This window comes from Buttiauxella sp. 3AFRM03, from assembly GCF_003675305.1.
Taxonomy (GTDB): domain Bacteria; phylum Pseudomonadota; class Gammaproteobacteria; order Enterobacterales; family Enterobacteriaceae; genus Buttiauxella; species Buttiauxella ferragutiae.
The window spans coordinates 2,888,660-2,911,448 of record NZ_CP033076.1; the positions used below are offsets into that span (position 1 = coordinate 2,888,660).

The following is a 22,789-nucleotide window of genomic DNA, read 5'->3' on the forward strand; positions in this document are numbered from 1 at the left end:
GCTTACCCCTCGGCTGCAACCCGGAACGCATTTTCCAGGTCAGCAATTAAATCTTCACTATCTTCAATGCCAGTCGAAATACGCAGCAAGGTTTCTGAAATCCCTGCTGCTGCACGCGCTTCTGGCGCCATGCCCGCATGGGTCATCGTCGCCGCGTGTGAAATCAAACTTTCTACTCCACCCAGCGATTCCGCTAACGTGAAGAGAGTCAGGCTACTCAGGAATCGACGCAGCGTTTGCTCGTCGCCATTAAATTCAAAACTCAGCATCGCGCCAAAACCTTTTTGCTGACGAGCAGCAATTTCATGGCCCTGGTTTTCTGGCAGCGAAGGATGATACAGCTTTTTCACCAGCGGTTGCGTTTGCAGGAAATCGACAATCGCCTGGGCATTTCGTTGCGCCACTTCCATACGTGGTGAAAGTGTACGCAGGCCACGCAGCAGCAAGTAGCTATCGAAAGCACTGCCGGTTACGCCAATGTTGTTTGCCCACCAGGCAAGCTCGGTGACGGTTTCCGCGTCTTTCGCAATCACCACACCGGCAACCACATCTGAGTGACCATTCAGGTATTTAGTACAAGAGTGCAGAACCAGGTCTGCGCCCAATGCCAGCGGGTTTTGCAACGCCGGGCTCAGGAAGGTGTTATCCACTACACTGATTGCCCCGGCTTCACGCGCGGCGGCGCAGATTTTCGCAATATCTACCACTCGTAACAAGGGATTACTTGGGCTTTCGACCAGCACGAGTTTTGGGTTTTCGTTAAGTGCTGCCGCTAAAGCAGCTTCATCACCTTGATCGACAAACAAAACACGGTATGCACCGCGTTTTGCCAGGCTGTCAAACAGACGATAACTGCCGCCGTAACAGTCATGCGGAGCCACCAGCAGATCGCCAGGCTTCAGGTAAACAGTCGTCACCAGATGGATTGCTGACATGCCGGTATTTGTCAGCACTGCGCCCGCACCACCTTCCAGTTCGGCCAGCGCACGCTGTACGACATCACGCGTAGGATTGCCACGGCGCGAGTAATCATGCGCGCGCGGTTCATTAAATCCGGTGAAATTATAAGTACTGGAAAGATGGATAGGGGGTACAACGCAGCCGTATTGCTCGTCATCGTTCAAACCGCTACGTACTGCGATAGTTGCCTGTTTACGCGTCATGGCTCTCGAATCCTTGCTGGTCGAATAAAAGTCAGAGACCAGAGTAAACACTGCTGAGTTAGACGTCAATACATCTGGACATCTAAACTTCTTTGCGTATAGATTGAGCAAACGCGCAATAGCCGTTAAAATTATACGCTTTAGGGTGATAGCGCCGCAGACCGCGGATCAATAAACGCTGTACACTACGTCCAGAAAATCGCTTCTGTCGTGTGTTGTCCGATTGAAGCACATTTATATTGATAAGAGGATTAAGTATCTCATGGCTGAATGGAGCGGCGAATATATCAGCCCTTACGCTGAGCACGGGAAGAAGAGTGAGCAAGTAAAGAAAATTACGGTTTCCATTCCTCTGAAGGTGTTAAAAATCCTCACCGATGAGCGTACCCGTCGCCAGGTGAATAACCTGCGTCACGCAACCAACAGTGAGCTGCTATGTGAAGCATTTCTGCATGCGTTTACTGGCCAACCGCTGCCAAACGATGCAGACCTGCGTAAAGAACGTAGTGATGAGATTCCTGAAGCAGCGAAGGTGATCATGCGCGAGTTGGGGATTGATCCAGAGACCTGGGAATACTAGTTACAGAAATTATCCTTATTCCCTATAGCATTCGAGTCGTAGGTAGGCGGCAAGGGAGCAAATCCCCGGGAGCTTACTGAAGTAAGTGACTGGGGTGAGTGAGTGCAGCCAACACCCCTACGGCTTGAATGATGACGGGAATAACAAAAAAGGCGCCGTTAGGCGCCTTTCTCTTACCGTCGGCGAATTACTTCTTCGCGCCTGGAACGCTGAAACGCTTGTTGAAGCGGTCAACGCGGCCACCGGTAGCAACATCACGCTGCTTGCCAGTGTAGAACGGGTGGCATTCGCCACAGACGTCCAGGTTCAGATCATGACCCACGGTAGAGCGAATCTTGATAGAATTACCACATGAGCAGTTTGCAGTAATTTCTGCGTAGTTCGGGTGAATATTCTTTTTCATGGAAAACCTCTGTATAAGGCCGCGTCGCTCTTCCAGCCCTAACGCCAGACACCACGCGAAGTTGATAAATTAGGTTTTTTGATACCAAAAACTGCGCATCAAAGGCGGCGAATCATACAGAACCCCGCGAATGGATGCAAACTGATCCGCATTTTCTGGAACACACAGTGTACACTATCTCGTCATTTTTATCAGCCTGGATGCATTCATGCCTGTCGCCCACGTCGCTTTGCCGGTTCCCCTTGCCCGTACTTTTGACTATTTCGTTCCTGATGGAATGCAGGTGGAATCAGGCTGTCGCGTCATGGTGCCGTTTGGTAAACGCCAGGCTGTCGGGATTGTTGTCGCCGTTAGTGAACACAGCGAATTGCCGATTAATGAACTAAAACCTGTTGCTGAAGTTCTGGATGGCGCTTCGTTGTTTCCTGTTTCACTGTGGCGCGTTCTGCTGTGGGCTGCTGAGTATTATCACCATCCGCTTGGCGATGTGCTTTTCCACGCGCTGCCCATTTTGCTGCGCCAGGGGAAACCCGCACACCACGCGCCGTTGTGGTACTGGTTTGCCACTGAAGAAGGTAAAGCCACCGATCTTAATAGCCTGAAACGTGCACCTAAGCAGCAACAGGCTTTGGCGGCAGTTCGACAAAATATTATCTGGCGGCATCAGGTGAGCGAGCTGGAAATCAGCGAAACAGGGCTACAAGCGCTGCGCGCTAAAGGTTTATGCGACCTGAAAAGTGCCGCGCCTTCAACGCAAGACTGGCGCGATAGCTATTCCGTCGAAGGTGAACGTTTACGCCTGAACACCGAGCAAGCCACTGCAATCGGTGCGATTCACAGCTCAGCCGAAAGCTTTGCAGTCTGGCTTCTGGCAGGTATTACCGGTTCAGGCAAAACGGAAGTGTATCTCAGCGTGCTCGAAAATGTGCTGGCACAGGGCAAGCAGGCGCTGGTTCTGGTGCCGGAAATTGGCTTAACGCCACAAACTATTGCCCGTTTCCGTGAGCGTTTTAACGCACCGGTGGAAGTTCTGCACTCCGGGCTTAACGACAGCGAACGTCTTGCCGTGTGGCTAAAAGCGCGCAGTGGCGAGGCCGCGATTGTGATTGGCACACGCTCGTCGCTGTTTACGCCGTTTTGCCGGCTCGGCGTGATCGTGATTGATGAAGAACATGACAGCTCCTACAAACAGCAAGAAGGCTGGCGCTATCACGCACGCGATTTAGCGGTGTATCGCGCACATGCGGAGGATATTCCCATTATCCTTGGCTCCGCGACCCCCGCTCTGGAAACGCTGCACAACGTGCAGTTGGGGAAATATCGGCAGTTGCGCCTGACAAAGCGCGCCGGTAATGCGCGCCCGGCAACGCAACAAGTGGTGGATTTAAAAGGACAGCCGCTGAAATCCGGCCTGGCACCTGCGCTTATCAAGAAAATCGGCCAGCATTTGAAGGCTGATAACCAGGTGATTCTGTTCCTTAACCGTCGTGGATTTGCACCCGCCCTGCTGTGCCATGAATGCGGCTGGATAGCGGAATGCCCACGTTGCGATCACTACTACACCTACCACCAGGGCCAGCGCCATTTGCGCTGCCACCATTGCGACAGCCAAAGACCGGTTCCTCAGCAATGCCCGAGTTGTGGTTCCACTAATCTGGTTCCGGTCGGCATGGGGACGGAGCAACTTGAGCACAGTCTTGCGCCGGAATTCCCGGGCGTGCCGATTTCGCGTATCGACCGCGATACCACCAGCCGTAAAGGGGCGCTTGAACAGCAACTGGCTGAAGTTCATCGTGGCGGCGCACGCATTTTGATTGGTACGCAAATGTTAGCGAAAGGGCATCACTTCCCGGACGTGACGTTGGTGGCTTTGCTGGATGTTGATGGCGCGCTGTTTTCCGCTGATTTCCGCGCAGCAGAACGCTTTGCCCAGCTCTATATTCAGGTTTCCGGGCGCGCTGGACGAGCAGGCAAACCAGGCGAAGTCCTGCTACAAACGCACCATCCAGAGCATCCCTTATTACAAACATTGCTCACCAAAGGTTATGACGATTTCGCCAGCCAGGCTTTGAAAGAGCGCCAGACGGTGTTCTTGCCACCGTTTACCAGCCACATCATGTTCCGTGCGGAAGACCAAAATAACCATCAGGCCCCCCTGTTTTTACAGCAGTTACGAAATCTGCTGGAGTCCAGCCCGTTAAGGGATGACCAACTGTGGATAATGGGGCCAGTGCCTTGTTTACAGCCCAAACGCGGGGGCCGTTTCCGCTGGCAAATTCTGCTGCAACACCCTTCGCGCGCACGCCTGCAACGGCTGGTTAGCCATTCGCTGAAACTGGTTAATACGTTACCTGAATCACGCAAAGTGAAATGGATGCTGGATGTTGACCCGATAGACGGGTAGCACAAAGCGCTACGGATATGCGAAGCGGATCGAAAAATTCAACAACCATCACACTTTTAATGAAATAACTGTAACCAACGGGTCTCAATTTCTGCTAAGAATGTGAGCATGGTCAGACACCAGGGACGTTGTCAGCACCTGTAAAGTGCACGCGAGGAGAAGAAGTTGAAGCCGAAGAATCAGGTTGCCAATGCAACCATGAAAGATGTTGCAGTGCAGGCGAAAGTCTCAACTGCAACAGTGTCCAGGGCGTTAATGAACCCGGATAAAGTATCGCAAAGCACTCGTAATCGTGTGGAACAAGCGGCTATAGCCGTAGGTTACTTACCCCATTCATTGGGGCGAAATTTAAAGCGTAATGAATCACGCACCATTCTGGTTATTGTCCCGGATATCTGCGATCCCTTCTTTAGCGAAATCATTCGCGGTATTGAAGTGACGGCGGCGGAACAAGGCTATTTGGTGTTAATTGGTGATTGCGCTCATCAAAACCAGCAAGAAAAAACGTTCATCAATCTGATTATCACCAAGCAGATTGACGGGATGCTATTGCTCGGCTCGCGCCTTCCTTTTGATGCCAGCATCGAAGAGCAACGCAATTTACCGCCGATGGTGATGGCGAATGAATTTGCGCCTGAACTGGAACTGCCAACCGTTCATATTGATAACCTGACGGCTGCATTCAACGCCGTTTATTATCTGCAACAGCTTGGCCATCAAAAAATTGCCTGTATTGCTGGCCCTGAAGAGATGCCGCTTTGTCACTACCGCTTGCAAGGGTACGTGCAGGCATTGCGCCGCACGGGAACGGTGGTCGATCCACATTACATCGCACGTGGAGACTTCACCTACGAAGCCGGTGCGGCGGCGTTATCGAAATTACTGGCACTACCAAATCCACCAACCGCTGTGTTCTGTCATAGCGACGTTATGGCGCTGGGCGCATTGTCTCAGGCCAAGCGCAGTGGCTTGCGCGTGCCAGAAGACTTATCAATCATGGGCTTTGATGACATCGCTCTGTCACAGTTCTGTGACCCACCTCTCACCACTGTGGCGCAACCCCGTTTCGATATTGGGCGAGAAGCTATGCTGTTGCTATTGGATCAGCTTCACGGGCAAGCCGTGAGTAGTGGTTCGCGTTTGCTGGATTGTGAGCTCATTGAACGAGGCACCACCAGCGCACCTGGCAGTAGAAAATGAACCGCTTTAGGACACTGGATTCTGGTCAAAGGGATGTCCATTAAGTAACATGGCGGGCTGATAAACGTAAAAAATATAGCGAATCGATAGTGGCACAACGAGATTATGTACGCCGCGGGCAATCGGCAGGTACGCGGCGTAAGAAAAGTAGCACCCGCAGCAAGCAACGCAGCCTACCATCTGTCTCGCCGACAATGGTCGCCATTGCGGCCGCCGTTCTGGTGACCTTTATTGGTGCCCTGTACTTCATTACTCATCATAAGAAAGATGAAAGCGAAACCCTGCCTGGACACAAAGTCACAGGTAACGGCCTGCCACCTAAACCGGAAGAACGCTGGCGTTACATCAAAGAACTGGAAAATCGCCAGACCGGTGTGCGTAGCCCTACTGAGCCGACTGCCGGTGGCGAAGTGCAGAATAAAGATCAGCTCACCAGCGAGCAGCGCCAGTTGTTGGAGCAAATGCAGGCGGATATGCGCCAGCAGCCGACTCAGTTGAATGAAGTGCCATGGAATGAGCAAACGCCAGAACAGCGCCAGCACACACTCCAGCGCCAGAAAGCTATTCAACAGCAACAGTTCACCGCTCAACAAGTTGCACCGCAACCAAGAGCTGTGCAGCCGCAGCCGGTAACGCAGCAGCCACGTCCAGTGCAGCAGCAACCGCGAACGACGACGTCAACGCAGCAGCCGTATCAAGATTTGTTGCAAACCCCGCCGCATACCCAGCAGCGTGCAGCGACAACAACGACACAACCCAAAGCGGCTCAACCGGCAGCACCGATCGAAGCGGTCAAACCCGCTCCGGCACCACAGGAAAAGCCGAAAGACGAAAAACGCTGGATGGTACAGTGTGGTTCCTTTAAAGGCAGTGAGCAGGCGGAAACCGTCCGTGCGCAGTTGGCTTTCGAAGGTTTTGATTCGCGCATTACCACCAATAATGGCTGGAATCGTGTGGTGATTGGGCCAATCAAAGGTAAAGAGAATGCCGATGGTACGATCAACCGTCTGAAGATGGCGGGTCACTCTAACTGTATTCGTCTTGGCTCCGGGGGTTGAAACCCCCAAAATCCCCCCATCTATAATTGCATTCAGCCCCGAACATATTTTGGGGATCATATTTCTACCCTAAATAATTCGGGTTGAAGGAAGGCGGCAAAAGAAGGAATCCCGATGAGCTTACTCAAGTAAGTGATTCGGGTGACTGAAAGAAGCCAACGCACCTACAACTTGAATTATGAAGGGTACAGCTGATGCAATAAGGGGTCTGCTCGTGACAACAATAGTAAGTGTGCGCCGTAACGGCCATGTCGTAATCGGTGGTGATGGTCAGGCCACGCTCGGCAACACCGTAATGAAAGGCAACGTTAAAAAAGTGCGTCGTTTGTATAACGACAAAGTGATTGCCGGTTTTGCTGGCGGCACTGCGGATGCCTTCACCCTATTCGAACTGTTTGAGCGCAAGCTAGAAATGCACCAGGGCCACCTGGTGAAAGCGGCGGTTGAACTGGCAAAAGACTGGCGTACCGACCGTATGCTGCGCAAGCTCGAAGCGCTATTGGCTGTCGCCGATGAAAATGCCTCGCTGATCATTACCGGTAATGGTGATGTTATCCAGCCAGAAGATGATCTGATTGCGATTGGTTCAGGTGGCCCTTATGCACAGGCCGCAGCGCGTGCACTGCTTGATAACACCGAACTGGGTGCTCGTGACATCGTAGAGAAATCGCTGGGGATCGCCGGTGATATCTGCATCTACACCAACCATTTCCATACTATTGAAGAATTAGCGTCTAAGGCGTAAGGAATCCCCATGTCTGAAATGACCCCACGCGAAATTGTCAGCGAACTGAACAAACACATCATTGGCCAGGACAATGCCAAGCGTTCCGTGGCGATTGCGCTGCGCAACCGCTGGCGCCGTATGCAGCTTGATGAAGAGCTGCGCCATGAAGTTACGCCAAAAAACATTCTGATGATCGGCCCAACCGGTGTCGGTAAAACCGAAATTGCTCGTCGTCTGGCGAAACTCGCCAACGCGCCGTTCATCAAAGTTGAAGCCACCAAATTCACCGAAGTTGGTTATGTTGGTAAAGAAGTGGATTCTATCATCCGCGATCTGACTGATTCTGCGATGAAAATGGTGCGTTTGCAGTCCATTGAAAAGAACCGATTCCGCGCCGAAGAAATGGCCGAAGAGCGCATCCTTGATGTTCTGCTGCCACCAGCTAAAAACAACTGGGGCCAGGCTGAAGCGCCACAAGAACCTTCTGCGGCTCGCCAGTCTTTCCGTAAGAAATTGCGTGAAGGCCAGTTAGACGATAAAGAAATTGAAATCGATCTGGCTGCAGCACCGATGGGTGTTGAGATCATGGCTCCTCCTGGCATGGAAGAAATGACCAACCAGTTGCAGTCTATGTTCCAAAACCTCGGTGGCCAGAAGCAAAAGCCACGCAAGTTGAAAATCAAAGACGCGATGAAACTTCTGATTGAAGAAGAAGCTGCGAAGCTTGTGAATCCAGAAGAGCTGAAGCAAGACGCGATTGATGCGGTTGAGCAACACGGCATCGTGTTTATCGATGAGATCGACAAAATCTGTAAGCGCGGTGGCAACAGTTCCGGCCCGGATGTTTCTCGTGAAGGCGTTCAGCGTGACTTGCTGCCACTGGTTGAAGGCTGCACCGTTTCTACTAAACACGGTATGGTCAAAACTGACCACATTCTGTTTATTGCATCTGGTGCATTCCAGGTGGCAAGCCCGTCAGACCTGATCCCTGAATTGCAGGGGCGTCTGCCAATTCGTGTGGAATTGCAGGCACTGACGGTTGAAGATTTCGAACGCATTCTGACCGAGCCTAACGCGTCTATCACTGTGCAATACAAAGCGCTGATGGGCACTGAAGGCGTGACTATCGACTTTACCGCAGATGGTATTCGCCGTATTGCTGAGGCCGCATGGCAGGTGAACGAATCCACCGAAAACATCGGTGCACGTCGTCTGCACACGGTGCTGGAGCGCCTGGTTGAAGACATCTCTTATGATGCCAGCGATCTGAGCGGCCAATCCATTCTGATCGATGCCGAATATGTTAGTAAACATCTGGATGAGTTGGTAGCAGATGAAGACTTGAGCCGTTTTATCCTATAATCGCGCTCAACGTATTTTCTTCATTACAAATGGAGGGCTTATGCCCTCCATTTTTTATATCTAACAGAGAGAACTATGAGCGAATCGCACTCTGTAAGCACCACTCAGGCCTGGCTTGAAAGCTTGCGCCCCCGCACTTTACCGCTGGCTTTTGCCTCTATCGTTTGTGGTTCTGCGTTGGCTTTTTGGCAAGGCGTGTTTAATCCGGCTATTGCGTTACTGGCGTTGCTGACTGCGGGGCTACTGCAAATCCTCTCGAATCTGGCTAATGACTACGGCGATGCGGTAAAAGGCAGCGATAAAGAAGACCGAATAGGGCCATTGCGCGGAATGCAGAAAGGTGTGATTACCCAGGCGCAAATGAAAAAAGCGCTTATCATTAGCGTGGTATTAATTTGCTTGTCTGGCATGGCATTGGTCGCTGTCGCCTGCCACACACTGGCCGATTTCCTCGGTTTCATGGCGCTGGGTTTGCTGGCAATCATCGCCGCAATTACCTACACCGTAGGTACACGTCCATATGGATACATGGGGCTTGGCGATATTTCAGTGCTGGTCTTTTTTGGCTGGCTGAGTGTCGCGGGAACCTGGTACTTGCAGGCGCATACTCTGGCACCTTTGGTCTTTTTACCCGCCACGGCGTGCGGATTGCTCGCAACAGCGGTGCTCAACATCAACAATTTACGCGATATCGACAGCGACCGGGAAAACGGTAAAAACACGCTGGCGGTGCGATTAGGCCCGGTGCTGGCACGTCGTTATCATGCCTGCCTGTTGATTGGGGCGCTGGTGTGCCTCGCAGTATTCAATCTTGTCTGGCTGCAAAATTTGTGGGGATGGTTGTTTGTCCTGGCCGCGCCGTTGCTCATTAAACAGGCGCTTTATGTGTTAAATGAAATGGAACCTGTCGCCATGCGCCCGATGCTTGTACGCACGGTGAAAGCCGCATTGCTCACTAACTTGTTGTTTGCGGTAGGAGTTGTGCTCAGCACGGTTTCGTTTTAGCTGACAAATATCAATTAACAATTGATGATTTTGCCAACAGTTAATATTAAGCGATATACTGACAACTCGTGCAGCAACAGAATCTTAATCCTATGAAATATGATACTTCCGAGCTTTGCGACATCTATCAGGAAGATGTCAACGTCGTTGAACCGCTGTTTTCCAATTTCGGTGGGCGGTCGTCCTTTGGCGGGCAAATCATCACGGTGAAATGTTTCGAGGACAACGGATTGTTGTATGATCTGCTCGAACAAAATGGCCGTGGACGTGTTTTGGTGATCGATGGTGGCGGCTCTGTACGCCGTGCTTTGATTGACGCAGAACTTGCCCGTCTGGCGGCTCAAAATGAGTGGGAAGGCATTGTGGTATACGGTGCCGTGCGTCAGGTCGATGACCTGGAAGAACTGGATATTGGTATTCAGGCAATTGCCGCCATTCCTGTTGGCTCTGCTGGTGTTGGCGTTGGCGAAAGTGACGTGCGCGTTAACTTTGGCGGCGTGACATTCTTCTCCGGCGACCATCTGTATGCGGATAACACCGGCATTATCCTTTCCGAAGATCCCCTCGATATTGAGTAACAAAATCGAATAACAAAACGGGCGCCCTGGGGCGCCCGTTTTTATTGAAGCTGTGGTCTTACACTTCTTCCATTTTACCCAGCAGGGCGTGCAGACGATCCTGCCACACATGCTGTTGCTCTTTCAGAGAATTGTTTTCGCGTACTAATTCTTCATGATTGCTCTGAGATTGCTGAACTTGCTGAGACAGATTGGTGTTCGTCTCTTTCAGTTCTTCGATTTCCATCTGCAGCAGGGTAATGGTATCAATCGCCTGCTGTACTTTTGCTTCCAGTTTCTCAAACACTTCAAATGACATTTCGAACCTCTCCTGAATTGCAAGGCGTTGATGGATGTCTAAATCCCCGTCCCGGATATTCCCCGAAGACACCTTATGAATATATGCGCACCACGCAGCGTGTCTCGATTGTAAGTAGCGTGAGTAGCCGTGTCCAGCGAGTTGAAGCGCTCTTTGCGTAACATAACGTTTTTCGGCATATACCGAATGGCGGCATGTCTTAAAATCACTATTTGTTAACGCATTAATTGCGGTTATGAATGTCGAAGTTATCTTCCCTGGGTGATAATGCGCACAAATTGGCGCGAAATCGCTCATTTTTATGACGTGACACACAAATTTAAAGCTCGATATTTCTCGTTTATGTTCGTTAACGATAAATTAACACAACGCCTACATGGCACCTGCGCGGCAGGGAATGCCCGAACAAACAATAAACATTAATTTTGCCTTCAGGACCCTATTATGAGTCAGACAGCTCCATCAACCTTGAAAGGTCAGTGCATCGCCGAGTTTATGGGTACCGCGTTGTTGATTTTCTTTGGTGTAGGATGTGTAGCCGCCTTAAAAGTGGCGGGCGCAAGCTTCGGGCAGTGGGAAATTAGCGTCATCTGGGGGTTAGGGGTGGCGATGGCTATCTACCTGACCGCAGGGGTTTCCGGCGCGCATCTCAATCCTGCGGTGACCATCGCATTATGGCTTTTCGCCTGTTTTGAAAAACGCAAAGTGGTGCCATTTATTGTGTCGCAGGTTGCAGGTGCGTTCTGTGCCGCAGCTTTGGTGTATGGCCTGTATTACAATTTATTCCTCGATTACGAGCAGACGCATCACATGGTGCGCGGCAGCGTAGAAAGCCTGGATTTGGCGGGGATCTTCTCAACCTATCCAAACCCACACATTAATCTGGTACAGGCGTTTGCCGTAGAGATGGTGATTACCGCCATTTTGATGGGCGTTATCCTGGCGCTGACGGACGATGGCAACGGTGTCCCTCGTGGCCCGTTAGCCCCGCTGCTGATTGGCTTGTTGATTGCGGTTATCGGCGCATCAATGGGACCATTGACCGGTTTTGCCATGAACCCAGCGCGTGACTTTGGCCCGAAACTTTTCGCTTGGTTAGCAGGCTGGGGCGATGTCGCCTTTACCGGTGGCCGTGATATTCCTTACTTCCTGGTACCGGTGTTTGGCCCGATTGTAGGCGCGGCGTTAGGTGCCTTTGGTTACCGTAAGCTGATTGGTCGCCATTTACCTTGTGATGTTTGCGTGGCAGAGGAAGAAAAATCCAGCGCCGCCAAACAACAAAATGCTTCTTCGTAAGACTGACTTCAGGACAAAATTATGACTCACGAAAAAAAATACATTGTCGCACTCGATCAAGGAACCACCAGCTCTCGCGCCGTCGTCCTGGATCACGATGCCAACGTCGTTAGCGTTTCGCAGCGCGAATTTCAGCAAATCTACCCAAAAGCAGGATGGGTAGAACATGACCCGATGGAGATTTGGGCAACTCAAAGCTCCACACTAGTCGAAGTGCTGGCGAAAGCAGACATCAACTCAGACCAAATTGCCGCCATTGGTATCACCAACCAACGTGAAACCGCGATTGTCTGGGAAAAAGAGACCGGTAAACCGATTTACAACGCCATCGTCTGGCAGTGCCGCCGTACCGCAGAAATCTGCGAGCAACTCAAGCGCGACGGCCTGGAAGAGTACATCAAATCGGCAACCGGCCTGGTGGTTGACCCGTACTTCTCCGGTACCAAAGTAAAGTGGATTCTTGATCACGTTGAAGGCTCGCGTGAGCGCGCTCGCCGTGGTGAATTGCTGTTTGGTACTGTCGATACCTGGTTAATCTGGAAGATGACTCAGGGACGCGTGCACGTTACTGATTACACCAACGCCTCACGAACCATGCTGTTTAACATCCACGATCTGACCTGGGATGATCGCATGCTGGAAGCGCTGGATATTCCGCGCGCCATGCTGCCAGAAGTGCGTAAATCCTCAGAGGTGTACGGCCAGACCAACATTGGTGGTAAAGGCGGTACGCGTATTCCTATCGCCGGGATCGCCGGTGACCAGCAGGCTGCACTCTTCGGTCAGTTGTGCGTAAAAGAAGGGATGGCGAAAAACACCTACGGTACCGGCTGCTTCATGTTGATGAACACCGGCACGCAGGCCGTTAAATCCACTCACGGTTTGCTGACCACGATTGCTTGCGGCCCACGCGGTGAAGTGAATTATGCGCTGGAAGGTGCAGTATTCATGGGTGGCGCTTCTATCCAGTGGCTGCGCGACGAGATGAAACTGATCAGCGACGCGACGGATTCCGAATACTTTGCCACCAAAGTAAAAGACACCAACGGCGTGTATGTCGTCCCGGCATTTACTGGCCTGGGCGCGCCTTACTGGGACCCGTATGCTCGAGGCGCAATCTTCGGCCTGACTCGCGGCGTGAACGCAAACCACATTATCCGCGCCACACTTGAGTCCATCGCTTACCAAACACGCGATGTGCTGGAAGCGATGCAGGCTGACGCTGATATTCGCTTACACGCTTTGCGTGTTGATGGCGGTGCGGTGGCGAATAACTTTCTGATGCAGTTCCAGGCGGACATTTTGGGGACTCGTGTTGAACGCCCTGAAGTTCGCGAAGTGACAGCATTGGGCGCCGCTTATCTGGCAGGCCTGGCCGTTGGCTTCTGGCAGAACCTGGACGAAGTCAGCGAGAAAGCGGTTATCGAAAAAGAGTTCCGTCCGGGTATCGAAACGACCGAACGTAATTACCGTTACGCTGGCTGGAAAAAAGCCGTTAAGCGTGCGCTGGCCTGGGAAGATCACGAAGAAAGTTAATTGCCCTCACCCACCGGGAGCTGTCTCTTATACACAACTCACCCTGGCAATTTTGTCAGGGTAAGATCTGTAAGCCTCGCAAGTTTTCCGTTCACCCGTGAGTTCAGTTATCTCTGTAAGTCCCGCAAACGGTTAACGTATCAATGGGTTAACGCCAACCCCTTGATAATCCAGGCGCCCGGCAAATCAATCGCGACATAAACATGCTGTCACCTGGTGAACGGAACCTTCTCCGGCTCGGCAGGAACCAGTCCTCAAAGATGTGACTAAGAGACAGCCCACCGGGAGAGGGGATCACCCTACCCCGCCTGTGCTAAACTCCGTCGCAATTGGGCTTGCTAAATGAGTGTGCAATGAGACGAGAACTGGCGATAGAATTTTCCCGCGTAACTGAAGCCGCAGCGTTGGCTGGTTATAAATGGTTGGGGCGTGGCGACAAAAATACGGCTGACGGTGCTGCCGTTCACGCGATGCGTATTGTGCTTAATCAGGTCAATATTGACGGCCAGATTGTGATTGGCGAAGGGGAAATCGACGAAGCACCCATGTTGTACATTGGTGAAAAAGTCGGTACCGGCCAGGGCGACGCGGTAGATATCGCCGTTGACCCGATTGAAGGCACACGCATGACCGCCATGGGCCAGGCAAACGCGCTGGCAGTATTGGCCGTTGGCGACAAAGGCAGCTTCCTGAACGCTCCCGACATGTACATGGAAAAGCTGATTGTCGGCCCTGGCGCTAAAGGCATTATCGACCTGAACCTTCCGCTGGCAGAAAACCTCTATAACGTCGCCGTAGCGCTCAATAAACCGCTCAGTGAACTCACCGTCACCATTCTTGCTAAACCTCGCCACGATGAAGTCATTGCCGAAATGCAAAAGCTTGGGGTGCGCGTGTTTGCGATTCCTGATGGCGATGTTGCAGCATCTATTTTGACCTGCATGCCGGATAGCGAAGTCGATGTGATGTACGGTATTGGCGGCGCACCTGAAGGCGTGATTTCTGCGGCGGTTATCCGCGCGCTGGACGGCGATATGCATGGCCGCCTGTTGGCTCGTCACCACGTAAAAGGTGACAACGAAGAAAACCGTCGAATCGGTGAGCAAGAGATAGCCCGCTGCACAGCAATGGGCATTGAAGCAGGCCTGGTGTTGAAGCTCGATGATATGGCGCGCAACGACAACGTTATTTTCTCGGCAACTGGTATCACCAAAGGCGATTTGCTGGATGGGATCACCCGTAAAGGGAATATGGCGACCACTGAAACTCTGCTGATTCGTGGTAAATCACGCACCATTCGTCGCATCAAATCTATTCACTACCTTGACCGTAAAGACCAGGAAGTACAGACCCATATTCTGTAAGCCCATCGTTTGTCTGATTGAGCTTTCCAGCTTTAACCAGCTGGAAATCTCTCACTTTTCTGGTGAAGATAGGAAAAACACAACACAGGGGAATGAACATCATGGCGGAATGGGTCAAAGGTAAAGTTGTCCAGATTGAAAACTGGACTGACGCTCTTTTTAGTCTCACTGTTCATGCGCCTGTCGCCCCTTTCACCGCCGGGCAATTCACTAAACTTGGGATGGAAATTGACGGCGACCGCGTACAACGCGCTTATTCCTACGTCAATGCACCCAGCGATCCGAACCTCGAGTTTTATCTGGTCACCGTGCCTGAAGGCAAGCTCAGCCCACGTCTGCATGCTCTGCAGCCTGGGGATGAAATTATGCTGGTGAGCGAAGCGGCTGGATTCTTTGTGCTGGATGAAATCCCTGATTGCCAGACATTATGGATGCTGGCAACGGGAACAGCACTCGGCCCGTATCTTTCGATTTTGCAGGAAGGTAAAGGCCTTGAGCGCTTCGATAACATCGTTTTGCTTCATGCCGTACGTTATGCGCAGGATTTGAGTTATTTGCCATTGATGCAAAAACTCCAGCAGCAATATGAAGGGAAATTACGCATTCAGACGGTCGTTAGTCGGGAATCAATTCCTGGTTCGTTAACCGGCCGCGTGCCTGCACTTATCGAAAGCGGCGAACTGGAAGCGGCTGTTGGCCTGCCAATGAACATTGAGACCAGTCATGTGATGTTATGCGGAAACCCGCAGATGGTACGAGATACACAGCAGTTGCTGAAAGATACCCGGCAGATGACCAAACATTTACGCCGCCGACCGGGCCATATGACTGCAGAACACTATTGGTAACTTTATGGGTAATGCTAGCGGTACTTCACTTCGCTGGTGTCTTTGCCAAAGCGGTTTTCACCCTGGGTGCCAACAAACGCGCCCAGGTCCATAATAACCATCACCAAAATCAGCGTTGGGATAAAACGGCCAAGCCCCCACTGCGCTAACGTTCCGAAAGTTTCCCAGTTACCTGCAAGCAACAACCACGCAGGAATAAACAGCAGCGCCCACCAGCCTTTTTTATTGCGGTCATGAAGACGTTTGACGATCACGGCGGCAGTCGGTATCAACGAACCCGAAAGAAAGAAGCCGGCAGTGGAGTAAGGCATAATTTCAGCACCCGCGAGGGTGAAGAGAATGATCAGCGCAATTAGCCAGACGCCAATCCAAATCCAGAAGTCACGACGTCCAATACGTCCGTTAAAAGAGAACAGCCATTGCTGTATGGTCATGGTAAGGTCCATTTTATTGTTTAGCGCCGTAGTGTACCCCAGCTATGATGGGTTTTGACAAGCCAACGGAATGCCGATTTAATCGGAAAGCAGAATTCACAGGAGAATTTGTCGATGAGACATCTGGTTGCAGGTCTGGCTTTGCTGATACTACCCGTTACGGTGGTGTGGGCTGATCCGCCTTCAGATTCCACCTCAACGCTACAAGTTGCTCCCTATTTATTGGCAGGCGCCCCAACGTTCGACATGAACATTACGCAGTTTCGGGAAAAATTCACAACTGCAAACCCGTCTTTGCCCATCAATGAGTTCCGTGCCATCGACTCCAATTCCGATGAAGTGAACCTGATGCGTGCCGCCAGCAAAATCAACGAAAACCTCTACACATCAACTGCGTTAGAACACGGCACTCTGAAAATAAAATCTATCCAGATAACGTGGTTGCCGATTCAAGGGCCTGAGCAAAAAGTGGCGCGAGCAAAAGCGACAGAGTACATGGCCGCGCTGATTCGTACCTTTACCCCCTCGCTTTCAAAGCCACAAAGCGTAGCAAAACTCACCAGGTTGCTCAGTAACGGAAAGAACAAACGTTACTACACACAAACCGATGGCGCGATCCGCTATGTTGTCGCAGACAACGGTGAAAAGGGGCTGACCTTCGCTGTTGAACCGATTAAGCTAACGCTATCTGAAACACTTAACAACGGCGAATAAATGACAAAAAGCAAAGCCTTTCGCCTGTTGAGTCTCTATACCCAAATAATTCAAGTTGCAGCGCGGCGGCAAGAGAACGAATCCCGATGAGCTTACATAAGTAAGTGATTCGGGTGAGCGATCGCAGCCAACAAAGATGCAACTTGAAGTATGACGGGTATATACTGTTCCACAGACCATGCTGCCCTAAATGGCAGCGATTCTTTTATTAGTTTGACCTTGTGGAGAATTAAGATGCGACATCCTTTGGTGATGGGTAACTGGAAACTGAACGGCAGCAAGCACATGGTACACGAGCTGATTGCTGGCTTACGCAAAGAGCTGGCTGGCGTTGCTGGATGTGGCGTTGCTATCGCTCCTCCAACTATGTATCTGGATCTGGCTAAACACGCTGCATCTGGTAGCCACATCATTCTTGGTGCTCAGAACGTAGACCTGAACCTGTCCGGTGCTTTCACTGGTGAAGTTTCTGCAGAAATGCTGAAAGATGTTGGCGCTAAGTACATCATCATCGGTCACTCCGAGCGTCGTACTTACCACGCAGAGTCTGATGAACTGATTGCTAAAAAATTCGCAATTCTGAAAGAAGTTGGCCTGATCCCAGTTCTTTGCATCGGTGAAACTGAAGCAGAAAACGAAGCTGGCAAAACTGAAGAAGTTTGCGCACGCCAGATTGATGCAGTGCTGAAAACTCAGGGCGCAGCAGCTTTCGAAGGTGTGGTTATCGCTTACGAACCAGTATGGGCAATCGGTACTGGCAAATCAGCCACTCCTGCTCAAGCTCAGGCTGTTCACAAATTCATTCGTGACCACATTGCTAAAGCTGATGCGAAAGTAGCAGAGCAAGTGATCATCCAGTACGGCGGTTCCGTAAACGATAAGAACGCAGCAGAGTTGTTTGCTCAGCCGGACATCGATGGCGCGCTGGTTGGCGGTGCATCTCTGAAAGCAGACGCGTTTGCCGTTATCGTTAAAGCTGCGGCTGAAGCGAAAAAAGCGTAAGTCTCTCGCTTAAACATATACAGGCCCTGCCAGCAATGGCAGGGCTTTTTTATTTCAGTAACCCACAATCGTGATCTTGTAGTTGCTCAGAAGAAGCCAGATTCAAACGCAGTAAATTCCGCTCCGTCGCCAACGCTACCCATTCCCCATCGGCCAGTTTAGCCATCGCCAGACTATAACGCCCCATATGCTCCCGAGCCTGTGGAACCTGAGTCGCCAACATCATGAATGGGCTACGTTGTGAAAATTCAGCTGCGCCGACTTTTCTGGCGATGTATGAGTTTCCAGCCAGATCTACCGTGAACGCCTGCCATTCGTTATTTAACGTTTTCGCATACCGATCCAATTCCCCGCGCACATCAGCGCGTAAACAAGAAATGTGGATATGAAGCTGATTTTGCGAGCGACCTGTCGCAGAGTTAATAGTGAGTGAAATAATATCGTCAGGAATCTGAGATCCCCGGCGCAGACTCAAAATAGTGCGCTGTTGCCAGGCTAGCCAGAAGAAATTAGCAGTTTTTGGCTGCAACAATTCCGGGCTTTCCATGCCGCTTATTTTTGCTGTTGGCAACAGCAGATATTGCAGCGGGCCATTGATATCTTTTAGCAGCACGTATCCCGACGGCAAATCCACTTTGGCACATGGCTCAGGGTTCTGATTGTCACGCTGATTGGGAACACATTGCTGGCTGACAATACGCCACAGCGCATCAGGATGATGCAGGTATTGCCGGAGACTGAAGCCGATCACCACAGCAATGGCCAACAACAGGAGAAGGAGAACTAACTTGCGTCGACACCACTGCATTGAAACCTCAGAAACCATAAGAGGGTCGCTCAGCGTAACGCAAACTCTGAAATCCCAAAAGCAAAACGGCCCTTTTCAGGGCCGTGAATACGATTAACGCTGACTAATTTGGTCGAAGGTTCCACCGTTCGAGAAGTGTTCTTTCTGCGCTTTTGTCCAGCCGCCAAACTCTTCATCAATAGTGAACAATTTAATTTTCGGGAAGGCATTCTCATACTTCTTCGCGACTGCGGCGTCACGTGGGCGATAGTGGTTTTTCGCCGCAATCTCCTGGCCTTCTGGCGAGTAGAGGTATTTCAGGTAAGCTTCTGAGACTTCCCGAGTCCCTTTCTTGTCGACGACTTTATCCACCACCGATACGGTAGGTTCGGCGAGAATAGATTCACTTGGCGTGACAACCTCAAACTTGTCTTTGCCCAATTCGTTGGTTGCCAGTAACGCTTCGTTTTCCCAGGCAATCAACACGTCGCCGATTCCACGCTCAACGAAAGTACTGGTTGAACCACGAGCGCCGGAATCCAACACTTCAACGTTCTTATACAACGCCTTCACGAAATCCTGAGCTTTGGCTTGATCGTTGTTGTTGTGATGTAGGGCATAACCCCAGGCCGCCAGATAGTTCCAGCGCGCTCCGCCAGAGCTTTTTGGATTCGGAGTGATAACAGAAACGCCTGGTTTAATCAGGTCATTCCAGTCATGAATTTGTTTCGGGTTGCCTTTACGCACCAGGAAAACGATGGTCGAAGTGTAAGGCGCAGAGTTTTCTGGCAGGCGTTTGATCCAGTTTTTGTCGATACGGCCACGCTCAGCAATCGCATCCACATCGTATGCCAACGCCAGGGTCACCACATCAGCCTCAATGCCGTTGATAACAGAGGTCGCTTGTTTGCCAGAACCACCATGAGACTGCCGAATAACTACGTTGTCGCCGGTTTGTTGCTTCCAGTGAGCGCTGAAGGCTTTGTTGTACTCGTCATAAAGTTCGCGAGTGGGATCATAAGAGACATTAAGTAACTGAATATCTTTCGCCAGCACACTGCCAGACGCCAACAGTAATGTAAGTCCAACTCCCCACTTATTCATTTTTCGCTCTCTTTAATCAGATTTGATAAAAGCAGCGTGCCAGAAAGTTATCCATTCATTAAAGAATAAAAAAAGATTTGCTATAACTATTGAGCATATAACAAACAACAAAAAGCCGGGTTTCCCCGGCTTCAATTTTCACAGAAAGTGAATTAGTACAGTTTCTTAGCGCAATCCAGCCAGTCACCTTTGAACGGACGCTTCATGTTTTCGATAGCGTCGATGATGTCATGGTGAACCAGTTTCTCATTCTGAATGCCTACGCAACGACCGCCGTGGCCTTGCAGCAGCAGTTCGATGGAGTAAGCGCCCATGCGGGAAGCCAGAATGCGATCGTAAGCAACCGGTGAACCACCACGCTGAATGTGGCCCAGAACCGTTGCGCGGGTTTCGCGTTTGGTTTCCGTCTCGATATATCGGGCCAATTCGTCGATGTCACAGATGTGCTCAGTGATAGCCACGATAGCGTGCTTTTTACCTTTAGCGATACCCGCTTTGATTTCTTCAACCAGGTCTTCGCGATTAAACTCAACTTCTGGCAAGACAACAAACTCACAGCCACCAGCGATGGACGCAGCTAAGGTCAGATCGCCACAGTAACGGCCCATCACTTCCACGATAGAAATACGCTGGTGGGAGGAAGAGGTGTCACGCAGGCGGTCGATTGCTTCCACGACTGTTTCCAGAGCGGTGAAGAAACCGATAGTGTAATCGGTGCCTTTGATATCGTTATCAATGGTACCTGGCAGGCCGATGCATGGGAAACCCATTTCGGTCAGGCGCTTAGCACCCATATAGGAACCATCACCGCCGATAACAACCAGTGCATCAATACCGCGATTTTTCAAATTCTCGATAGCCACTTCACGGACTTTCTCGTCCCGGAATTCCGGGAAACGAGCTGAGCCCAGGAAAGTACCGCCACGGTTGATCATATCGGACACGCTGTATCGGTCCAGGTTAACCATGCGGTCTTCATACAATCCCAGATAGCCATCATAAATGCCCGCGACTTCCAGACCTTCCGACAATGCCGCCCGCACCACACCACGAATCGCAGCGTTCATGCCCGGAGCATCACCGCCACTCGTCAACACACCAATTTTTTTGATCATGACTACCTCTGAACTTTTGAATGCAAATTAATCCTGTTGCCGGAAACGGCCTTCGGCATGCCGAGGCATCGACTCTGCTACAAATAGTATAACAACCGCTTCTTGCTGAATTGATTCAGGTCAGGCCATTTATCGGTATTCTATCCAAAAAATATCGACTCTGTCTGACTTTACAACGAAATATTAAAGCTCAAAATGCCCTTGCTGCTGCGTCGGGACAACCGAGCAGGGGTCCTGGTGAATAATCACATCTGACCCAGGGAAACGACGCAAAATCGCCTGTTCAACCTGGTCGGCAATCACATGCGCCTGAACCAGTGGCAGGTTGTCTTCCATTTCGATATGGACTTGAATAAAGCGGGTCGGCCCTGACTGCCGCGTTCGTAGATCATGCGCCCCTTTAACGCCGGGCCATGAATTGATGATCTCAATAATTACCTGTCGCTCATCATCTGGTAAAGCACGATCTAAAAGAGATTGCACAGCTTCATAACCCATGCGCAGTGCGCTATACAAAATATAGACGCCAATCCCTAACGCAAATATTGAATCTGCGCGATGCCAGCCATACCAGGACAACGCAAGAGCAACAAGAATTGCTCCATTCATCATAACATCAGACTGATAATGAAGCATATCTGCTCGAACTGCCTGACTTTGCGTTTTCCGCACCACCCAGCGCTGAAAAGTCACCAGAATTAACGTGCTGAACAACGCAATGACCGTAACCACCACACCCACTAAAGGCTGCTTCATTGGTGACGGTTCAGCTAAATGCTGAATGCCAGTCAAAAACAGGAACAGTGCAGAACCGGAAATAAACATACTTTGTGCCAGTGCTGCCAGCGATTCCGCTTTGCCATGACCAAAGGTGTGTTCTTCATCTGCGGGTTGTAGAGAATAACGTACGACAAGAAGGTTAGTTAGCGACGCGGCAATGTCCACTAGCGAATCGACCAATGCAGCCAGAATACTGACCGAACCGGTGTACCACCAGGCGAAAATCTTAATCAAAAGTAACAGTGAGGCCATTACCGTCGCAGCAATTGCTGCGCGGCTAACCAGCTTCCCATATTGTTGATTCATAGGGGCTCCAGCAAATGATTGCTGGCTAGTATAGCGGATTCATCTGAACCATCAGGCAAAAAAAACCCGCCGGTTAAGGCGGGGAAGACAGGGATGGTGTCTATGGCAAGGAAAACAGGGTTTGTTACTGGTTACTACGCTTACTGCTACTACTCAGTGCCTGCAACGAAGACTTCTGTTGCAGATCCGCCAGTTCACGAAATTGATCCATGCGCTGTTGGTGTTTGTCGTTTAAAACGGCCTGCTGTTCAGGGCTTAACAAGCGGTACATTTGGTTGCGTACTTTCGCCATTTCAACCTGGCGAGCCACTTGTTCTTGTGCCATTTTTTCAGCCTGGGCACGCACTGCCGTTTCATCAAAATTTTCAGCGATGACCAGATTATGCATGGTCTCCATTTCGCTTACATTCACGGGTGGGCTATCATGCCGTGCCCGGTGCATTAGATCGCGCATTTGTTGGCGCTGTTGTTCGGTCAGGTTTATCCCTTCGAACATATGGCTCTGAAGGTTATTTCGCTTAACTAAGCCTTCACCGCCTTGGTACCAGTTATCGCTTGCCTGACTGGACAGGGTAATCAGAGTCAATGTAGAGGCCATGACGGCAGCGGTAACATTGCGCATCACTTGCTCCTGAAATCATCTGTGCTGCGATTCAACGAGATTCAGTCTACGATTCCCGCTGCAAACTAGCGTCAGGGGGTGTAAAACAACGTAAAGTCATAGA

At 50.9% G+C, this 22,789-nt stretch carries 23 protein-coding genes; 14 read left to right on the plus strand and 9 right to left on the minus strand.

Translation table 11 applies throughout. From position 1 onward, the window contains the following. Positions 1-2: 2 nt before the first annotated feature. Positions 3-1,163, minus strand: a complete 1,161-nt coding sequence (metB, locus tag D8682_RS14945) for a cystathionine gamma-synthase (RefSeq protein ID WP_064541682.1) — start codon at positions 1,161-1,163, stop codon at positions 3-5. Between the two features lie 262 nt (positions 1,164-1,425). On the opposite strand from metB, the gene metJ reads away from it, so the two are divergent. Next, the gene (metJ, locus tag D8682_RS14950; RefSeq protein ID WP_034461414.1) at positions 1,426-1,743 is read left to right on the plus strand and encodes a met regulon transcriptional regulator MetJ; all 318 of its coding nucleotides are present in this window, start codon (positions 1,426-1,428) and stop codon (positions 1,741-1,743) included. A gap of 187 nt (positions 1,744-1,930) precedes the next feature. Here the strand turns inward: metJ and rpmE are convergent, their stop codons facing one another. Continuing rightward, a complete protein-coding gene (gene rpmE, locus D8682_RS14955) occupies positions 1,931-2,146 on the minus strand; it encodes a 50S ribosomal protein L31 (protein WP_034500060.1) in 216 nt (71 codons plus the stop codon). A 208-nt stretch (positions 2,147-2,354) separates the two neighbouring features. Between rpmE and priA the strand changes: the two genes are divergently transcribed. The 7 genes from priA (at position 2,355) to rraA (ending at position 10,480) form a co-directional block, all read left to right on the plus strand. Next, positions 2,355-4,550 carry a primosomal protein N' gene (priA, locus tag D8682_RS14960; RefSeq protein ID WP_121814600.1) on the plus strand — a complete coding sequence of 732 codons (2,196 nt, stop codon included), beginning with the start codon at positions 2,355-2,357 and terminating at the stop codon, positions 4,548-4,550. A 165-nt stretch (positions 4,551-4,715) separates the two neighbouring features. Continuing rightward, positions 4,716-5,750 (plus strand): DNA-binding transcriptional regulator CytR, encoded by a 1,035-nt coding sequence (gene cytR, locus D8682_RS14965; RefSeq protein WP_064541688.1) that lies wholly within the window; start codon positions 4,716-4,718, stop codon positions 5,748-5,750. Positions 5,751-5,839: 89 nt separating this feature from the next. Continuing rightward, positions 5,840-6,808: a cell division protein FtsN gene (gene ftsN / locus D8682_RS14970; RefSeq protein WP_121814601.1), complete on the plus strand. Its 969-nt coding sequence runs from the start codon at positions 5,840-5,842 to the stop codon at positions 6,806-6,808. 214 nt (positions 6,809-7,022) lie between these two features. Continuing rightward, positions 7,023-7,553: an ATP-dependent protease subunit HslV gene (gene hslV / locus D8682_RS14975; RefSeq protein WP_064541694.1), complete on the plus strand. Its 531-nt coding sequence runs from the start codon at positions 7,023-7,025 to the stop codon at positions 7,551-7,553. Between the two features lie 9 nt (positions 7,554-7,562). After that, positions 7,563-8,897, plus strand: a complete 1,335-nt coding sequence (gene hslU / locus D8682_RS14980) for an HslU--HslV peptidase ATPase subunit (RefSeq protein ID WP_064541697.1) — start codon at positions 7,563-7,565, stop codon at positions 8,895-8,897. 75 nt (positions 8,898-8,972) lie between these two features. Further along, positions 8,973-9,902, plus strand: coding sequence for a 1,4-dihydroxy-2-naphthoate polyprenyltransferase (menA, locus tag D8682_RS14985; RefSeq protein WP_064541699.1), 930 nt, complete (start codon positions 8,973-8,975; stop codon positions 9,900-9,902). A 92-nt stretch (positions 9,903-9,994) separates the two neighbouring features. Next, on the plus strand, positions 9,995-10,480 hold the full coding sequence (gene rraA, locus D8682_RS14990) for a ribonuclease E activity regulator RraA (RefSeq protein ID WP_064541702.1): 486 nt from the start codon (positions 9,995-9,997) through the stop codon (positions 10,478-10,480). Between the two features lie 58 nt (positions 10,481-10,538). Here rraA and zapB read toward each other — a convergent pair whose 3' ends face one another. Beyond that, positions 10,539-10,778, minus strand: coding sequence for a septal ring assembly protein ZapB (gene zapB / locus D8682_RS14995; protein WP_064561531.1), 240 nt, complete (start codon positions 10,776-10,778; stop codon positions 10,539-10,541). Positions 10,779-11,222: 444 nt separating this feature from the next. On the opposite strand from zapB, the gene D8682_RS15000 reads away from it, so the two are divergent. From D8682_RS15000 to fpr, 4 genes are all read left to right on the plus strand, one after another. Further along, entirely contained in the window at positions 11,223-12,074 is an 852-nt protein-coding gene (locus D8682_RS15000) for an MIP/aquaporin family protein (RefSeq protein ID WP_121814602.1), read from the plus strand. 21 nt (positions 12,075-12,095) lie between these two features. After that, positions 12,096-13,610: a glycerol kinase GlpK gene (gene glpK, locus D8682_RS15005; RefSeq protein ID WP_064541712.1), complete on the plus strand. Its 1,515-nt coding sequence runs from the start codon at positions 12,096-12,098 to the stop codon at positions 13,608-13,610. Positions 13,611-13,963: 353 nt separating this feature from the next. Further along, positions 13,964-14,974 carry a class II fructose-bisphosphatase gene (gene glpX, locus D8682_RS15010; protein WP_121814603.1) on the plus strand — a complete coding sequence of 337 codons (1,011 nt, stop codon included), beginning with the start codon at positions 13,964-13,966 and terminating at the stop codon, positions 14,972-14,974. A gap of 101 nt (positions 14,975-15,075) precedes the next feature. After that, positions 15,076-15,822: a ferredoxin--NADP(+) reductase gene (gene fpr, locus D8682_RS15015; protein WP_121814604.1), complete on the plus strand. Its 747-nt coding sequence runs from the start codon at positions 15,076-15,078 to the stop codon at positions 15,820-15,822. Between the two features lie 14 nt (positions 15,823-15,836). Here fpr and D8682_RS15020 read toward each other — a convergent pair whose 3' ends face one another. Continuing rightward, on the minus strand, positions 15,837-16,256 hold the full coding sequence (locus tag D8682_RS15020) for a DUF805 domain-containing protein (RefSeq protein ID WP_034500043.1): 420 nt from the start codon (positions 16,254-16,256) through the stop codon (positions 15,837-15,839). Between the two features lie 114 nt (positions 16,257-16,370). Between D8682_RS15020 and D8682_RS15025 the strand changes: the two genes are divergently transcribed. Beyond that, entirely contained in the window at positions 16,371-16,970 is a 600-nt protein-coding gene (locus D8682_RS15025) for a YiiQ family protein (protein ID WP_121814605.1), read from the plus strand. A gap of 234 nt (positions 16,971-17,204) precedes the next feature. Beyond that, a complete protein-coding gene (gene tpiA / locus D8682_RS15035; protein ID WP_034461430.1) occupies positions 17,205-17,972 on the plus strand; it encodes a triose-phosphate isomerase in 768 nt (255 codons plus the stop codon). A 49-nt stretch (positions 17,973-18,021) separates the two neighbouring features. On the opposite strand, the gene D8682_RS15040 is transcribed toward tpiA, so the two are convergent. The 5 genes from D8682_RS15040 to cpxP all read right to left on the minus strand — a co-directional run bounded on the left by D8682_RS15040 (position 18,022) and on the right by cpxP (position 22,686). Beyond that, entirely contained in the window at positions 18,022-18,780 is a 759-nt protein-coding gene (locus D8682_RS15040; protein ID WP_121815714.1) for a CDP-diacylglycerol diphosphatase, read from the minus strand. Positions 18,781-18,873: 93 nt separating this feature from the next. Continuing rightward, a complete protein-coding gene (locus D8682_RS15045; RefSeq protein WP_064541724.1) occupies positions 18,874-19,863 on the minus strand; it encodes a sulfate ABC transporter substrate-binding protein in 990 nt (329 codons plus the stop codon). Between the two features lie 152 nt (positions 19,864-20,015). Continuing rightward, entirely contained in the window at positions 20,016-20,978 is a 963-nt protein-coding gene (gene pfkA / locus D8682_RS15050) for a 6-phosphofructokinase (RefSeq protein WP_064541727.1), read from the minus strand. Positions 20,979-21,161: 183 nt separating this feature from the next. Next, on the minus strand, positions 21,162-22,064 hold the full coding sequence (gene fieF / locus D8682_RS15055) for a CDF family cation-efflux transporter FieF (RefSeq protein ID WP_121814607.1): 903 nt from the start codon (positions 22,062-22,064) through the stop codon (positions 21,162-21,164). Positions 22,065-22,188: 124 nt separating this feature from the next. Then, complete coding sequence (gene cpxP, locus D8682_RS15060) at positions 22,189-22,686, minus strand: cell-envelope stress modulator CpxP (protein WP_064541733.1); 498 nt, start codon at positions 22,684-22,686, stop codon at positions 22,189-22,191. Positions 22,687-22,789: the final 103 nt, after the last annotated feature.

What these genes read in the sequence shown, in the direction of transcription:
- metB (WP_064541682.1), bottom strand. Translation starts at nt 1,163, where the DNA reads ATGACGCGTAAACAGGCAACTATCGCAGTACGTAGCGGTTTGAACGAT.
- metJ (WP_034461414.1), top strand. Translation starts at nt 1,426, where the DNA reads ATGGCTGAATGGAGCGGCGAATATATCAGCCCTTACGCTGAGCACGGG.
- rpmE (WP_034500060.1), bottom strand. Translation starts at nt 2,146, where the DNA reads ATGAAAAAGAATATTCACCCGAACTACGCAGAAATTACTGCAAACTGC.
- priA (WP_121814600.1), top strand. Translation starts at nt 2,355, where the DNA reads ATGCCTGTCGCCCACGTCGCTTTGCCGGTTCCCCTTGCCCGTACTTTT.
- hslU (WP_064541697.1), top strand. Translation starts at nt 7,563, where the DNA reads ATGTCTGAAATGACCCCACGCGAAATTGTCAGCGAACTGAACAAACAC.
- menA (WP_064541699.1), top strand. Translation starts at nt 8,973, where the DNA reads ATGAGCGAATCGCACTCTGTAAGCACCACTCAGGCCTGGCTTGAAAGC.
- rraA (WP_064541702.1), top strand. Translation starts at nt 9,995, where the DNA reads ATGAAATATGATACTTCCGAGCTTTGCGACATCTATCAGGAAGATGTC.
- zapB (WP_064561531.1), bottom strand. Translation starts at nt 10,778, where the DNA reads ATGTCATTTGAAGTGTTTGAGAAACTGGAAGCAAAAGTACAGCAGGCG.
- D8682_RS15000 (WP_121814602.1), top strand. Translation starts at nt 11,223, where the DNA reads ATGAGTCAGACAGCTCCATCAACCTTGAAAGGTCAGTGCATCGCCGAG.
- glpK (WP_064541712.1), top strand. Translation starts at nt 12,096, where the DNA reads ATGACTCACGAAAAAAAATACATTGTCGCACTCGATCAAGGAACCACC.
- glpX (WP_121814603.1), top strand. Translation starts at nt 13,964, where the DNA reads ATGAGACGAGAACTGGCGATAGAATTTTCCCGCGTAACTGAAGCCGCA.
- fpr (WP_121814604.1), top strand. Translation starts at nt 15,076, where the DNA reads ATGGCGGAATGGGTCAAAGGTAAAGTTGTCCAGATTGAAAACTGGACT.
- D8682_RS15020 (WP_034500043.1), bottom strand. Translation starts at nt 16,256, where the DNA reads ATGACCATACAGCAATGGCTGTTCTCTTTTAACGGACGTATTGGACGT.
- D8682_RS15025 (WP_121814605.1), top strand. Translation starts at nt 16,371, where the DNA reads ATGAGACATCTGGTTGCAGGTCTGGCTTTGCTGATACTACCCGTTACG.
- tpiA (WP_034461430.1), top strand. Translation starts at nt 17,205, where the DNA reads ATGCGACATCCTTTGGTGATGGGTAACTGGAAACTGAACGGCAGCAAG.
- D8682_RS15040 (WP_121815714.1), bottom strand. Translation starts at nt 18,780, where the DNA reads ATGCAGTGGTGTCGACGCAAGTTAGTTCTCCTTCTCCTGTTGTTGGCC.
- D8682_RS15045 (WP_064541724.1), bottom strand. Translation starts at nt 19,863, where the DNA reads ATGAATAAGTGGGGAGTTGGACTTACATTACTGTTGGCGTCTGGCAGT.
- pfkA (WP_064541727.1), bottom strand. Translation starts at nt 20,978, where the DNA reads ATGATCAAAAAAATTGGTGTGTTGACGAGTGGCGGTGATGCTCCGGGC.
- fieF (WP_121814607.1), bottom strand. Translation starts at nt 22,064, where the DNA reads ATGAATCAACAATATGGGAAGCTGGTTAGCCGCGCAGCAATTGCTGCG.
- cpxP (WP_064541733.1), bottom strand. Translation starts at nt 22,686, where the DNA reads ATGCGCAATGTTACCGCTGCCGTCATGGCCTCTACATTGACTCTGATT.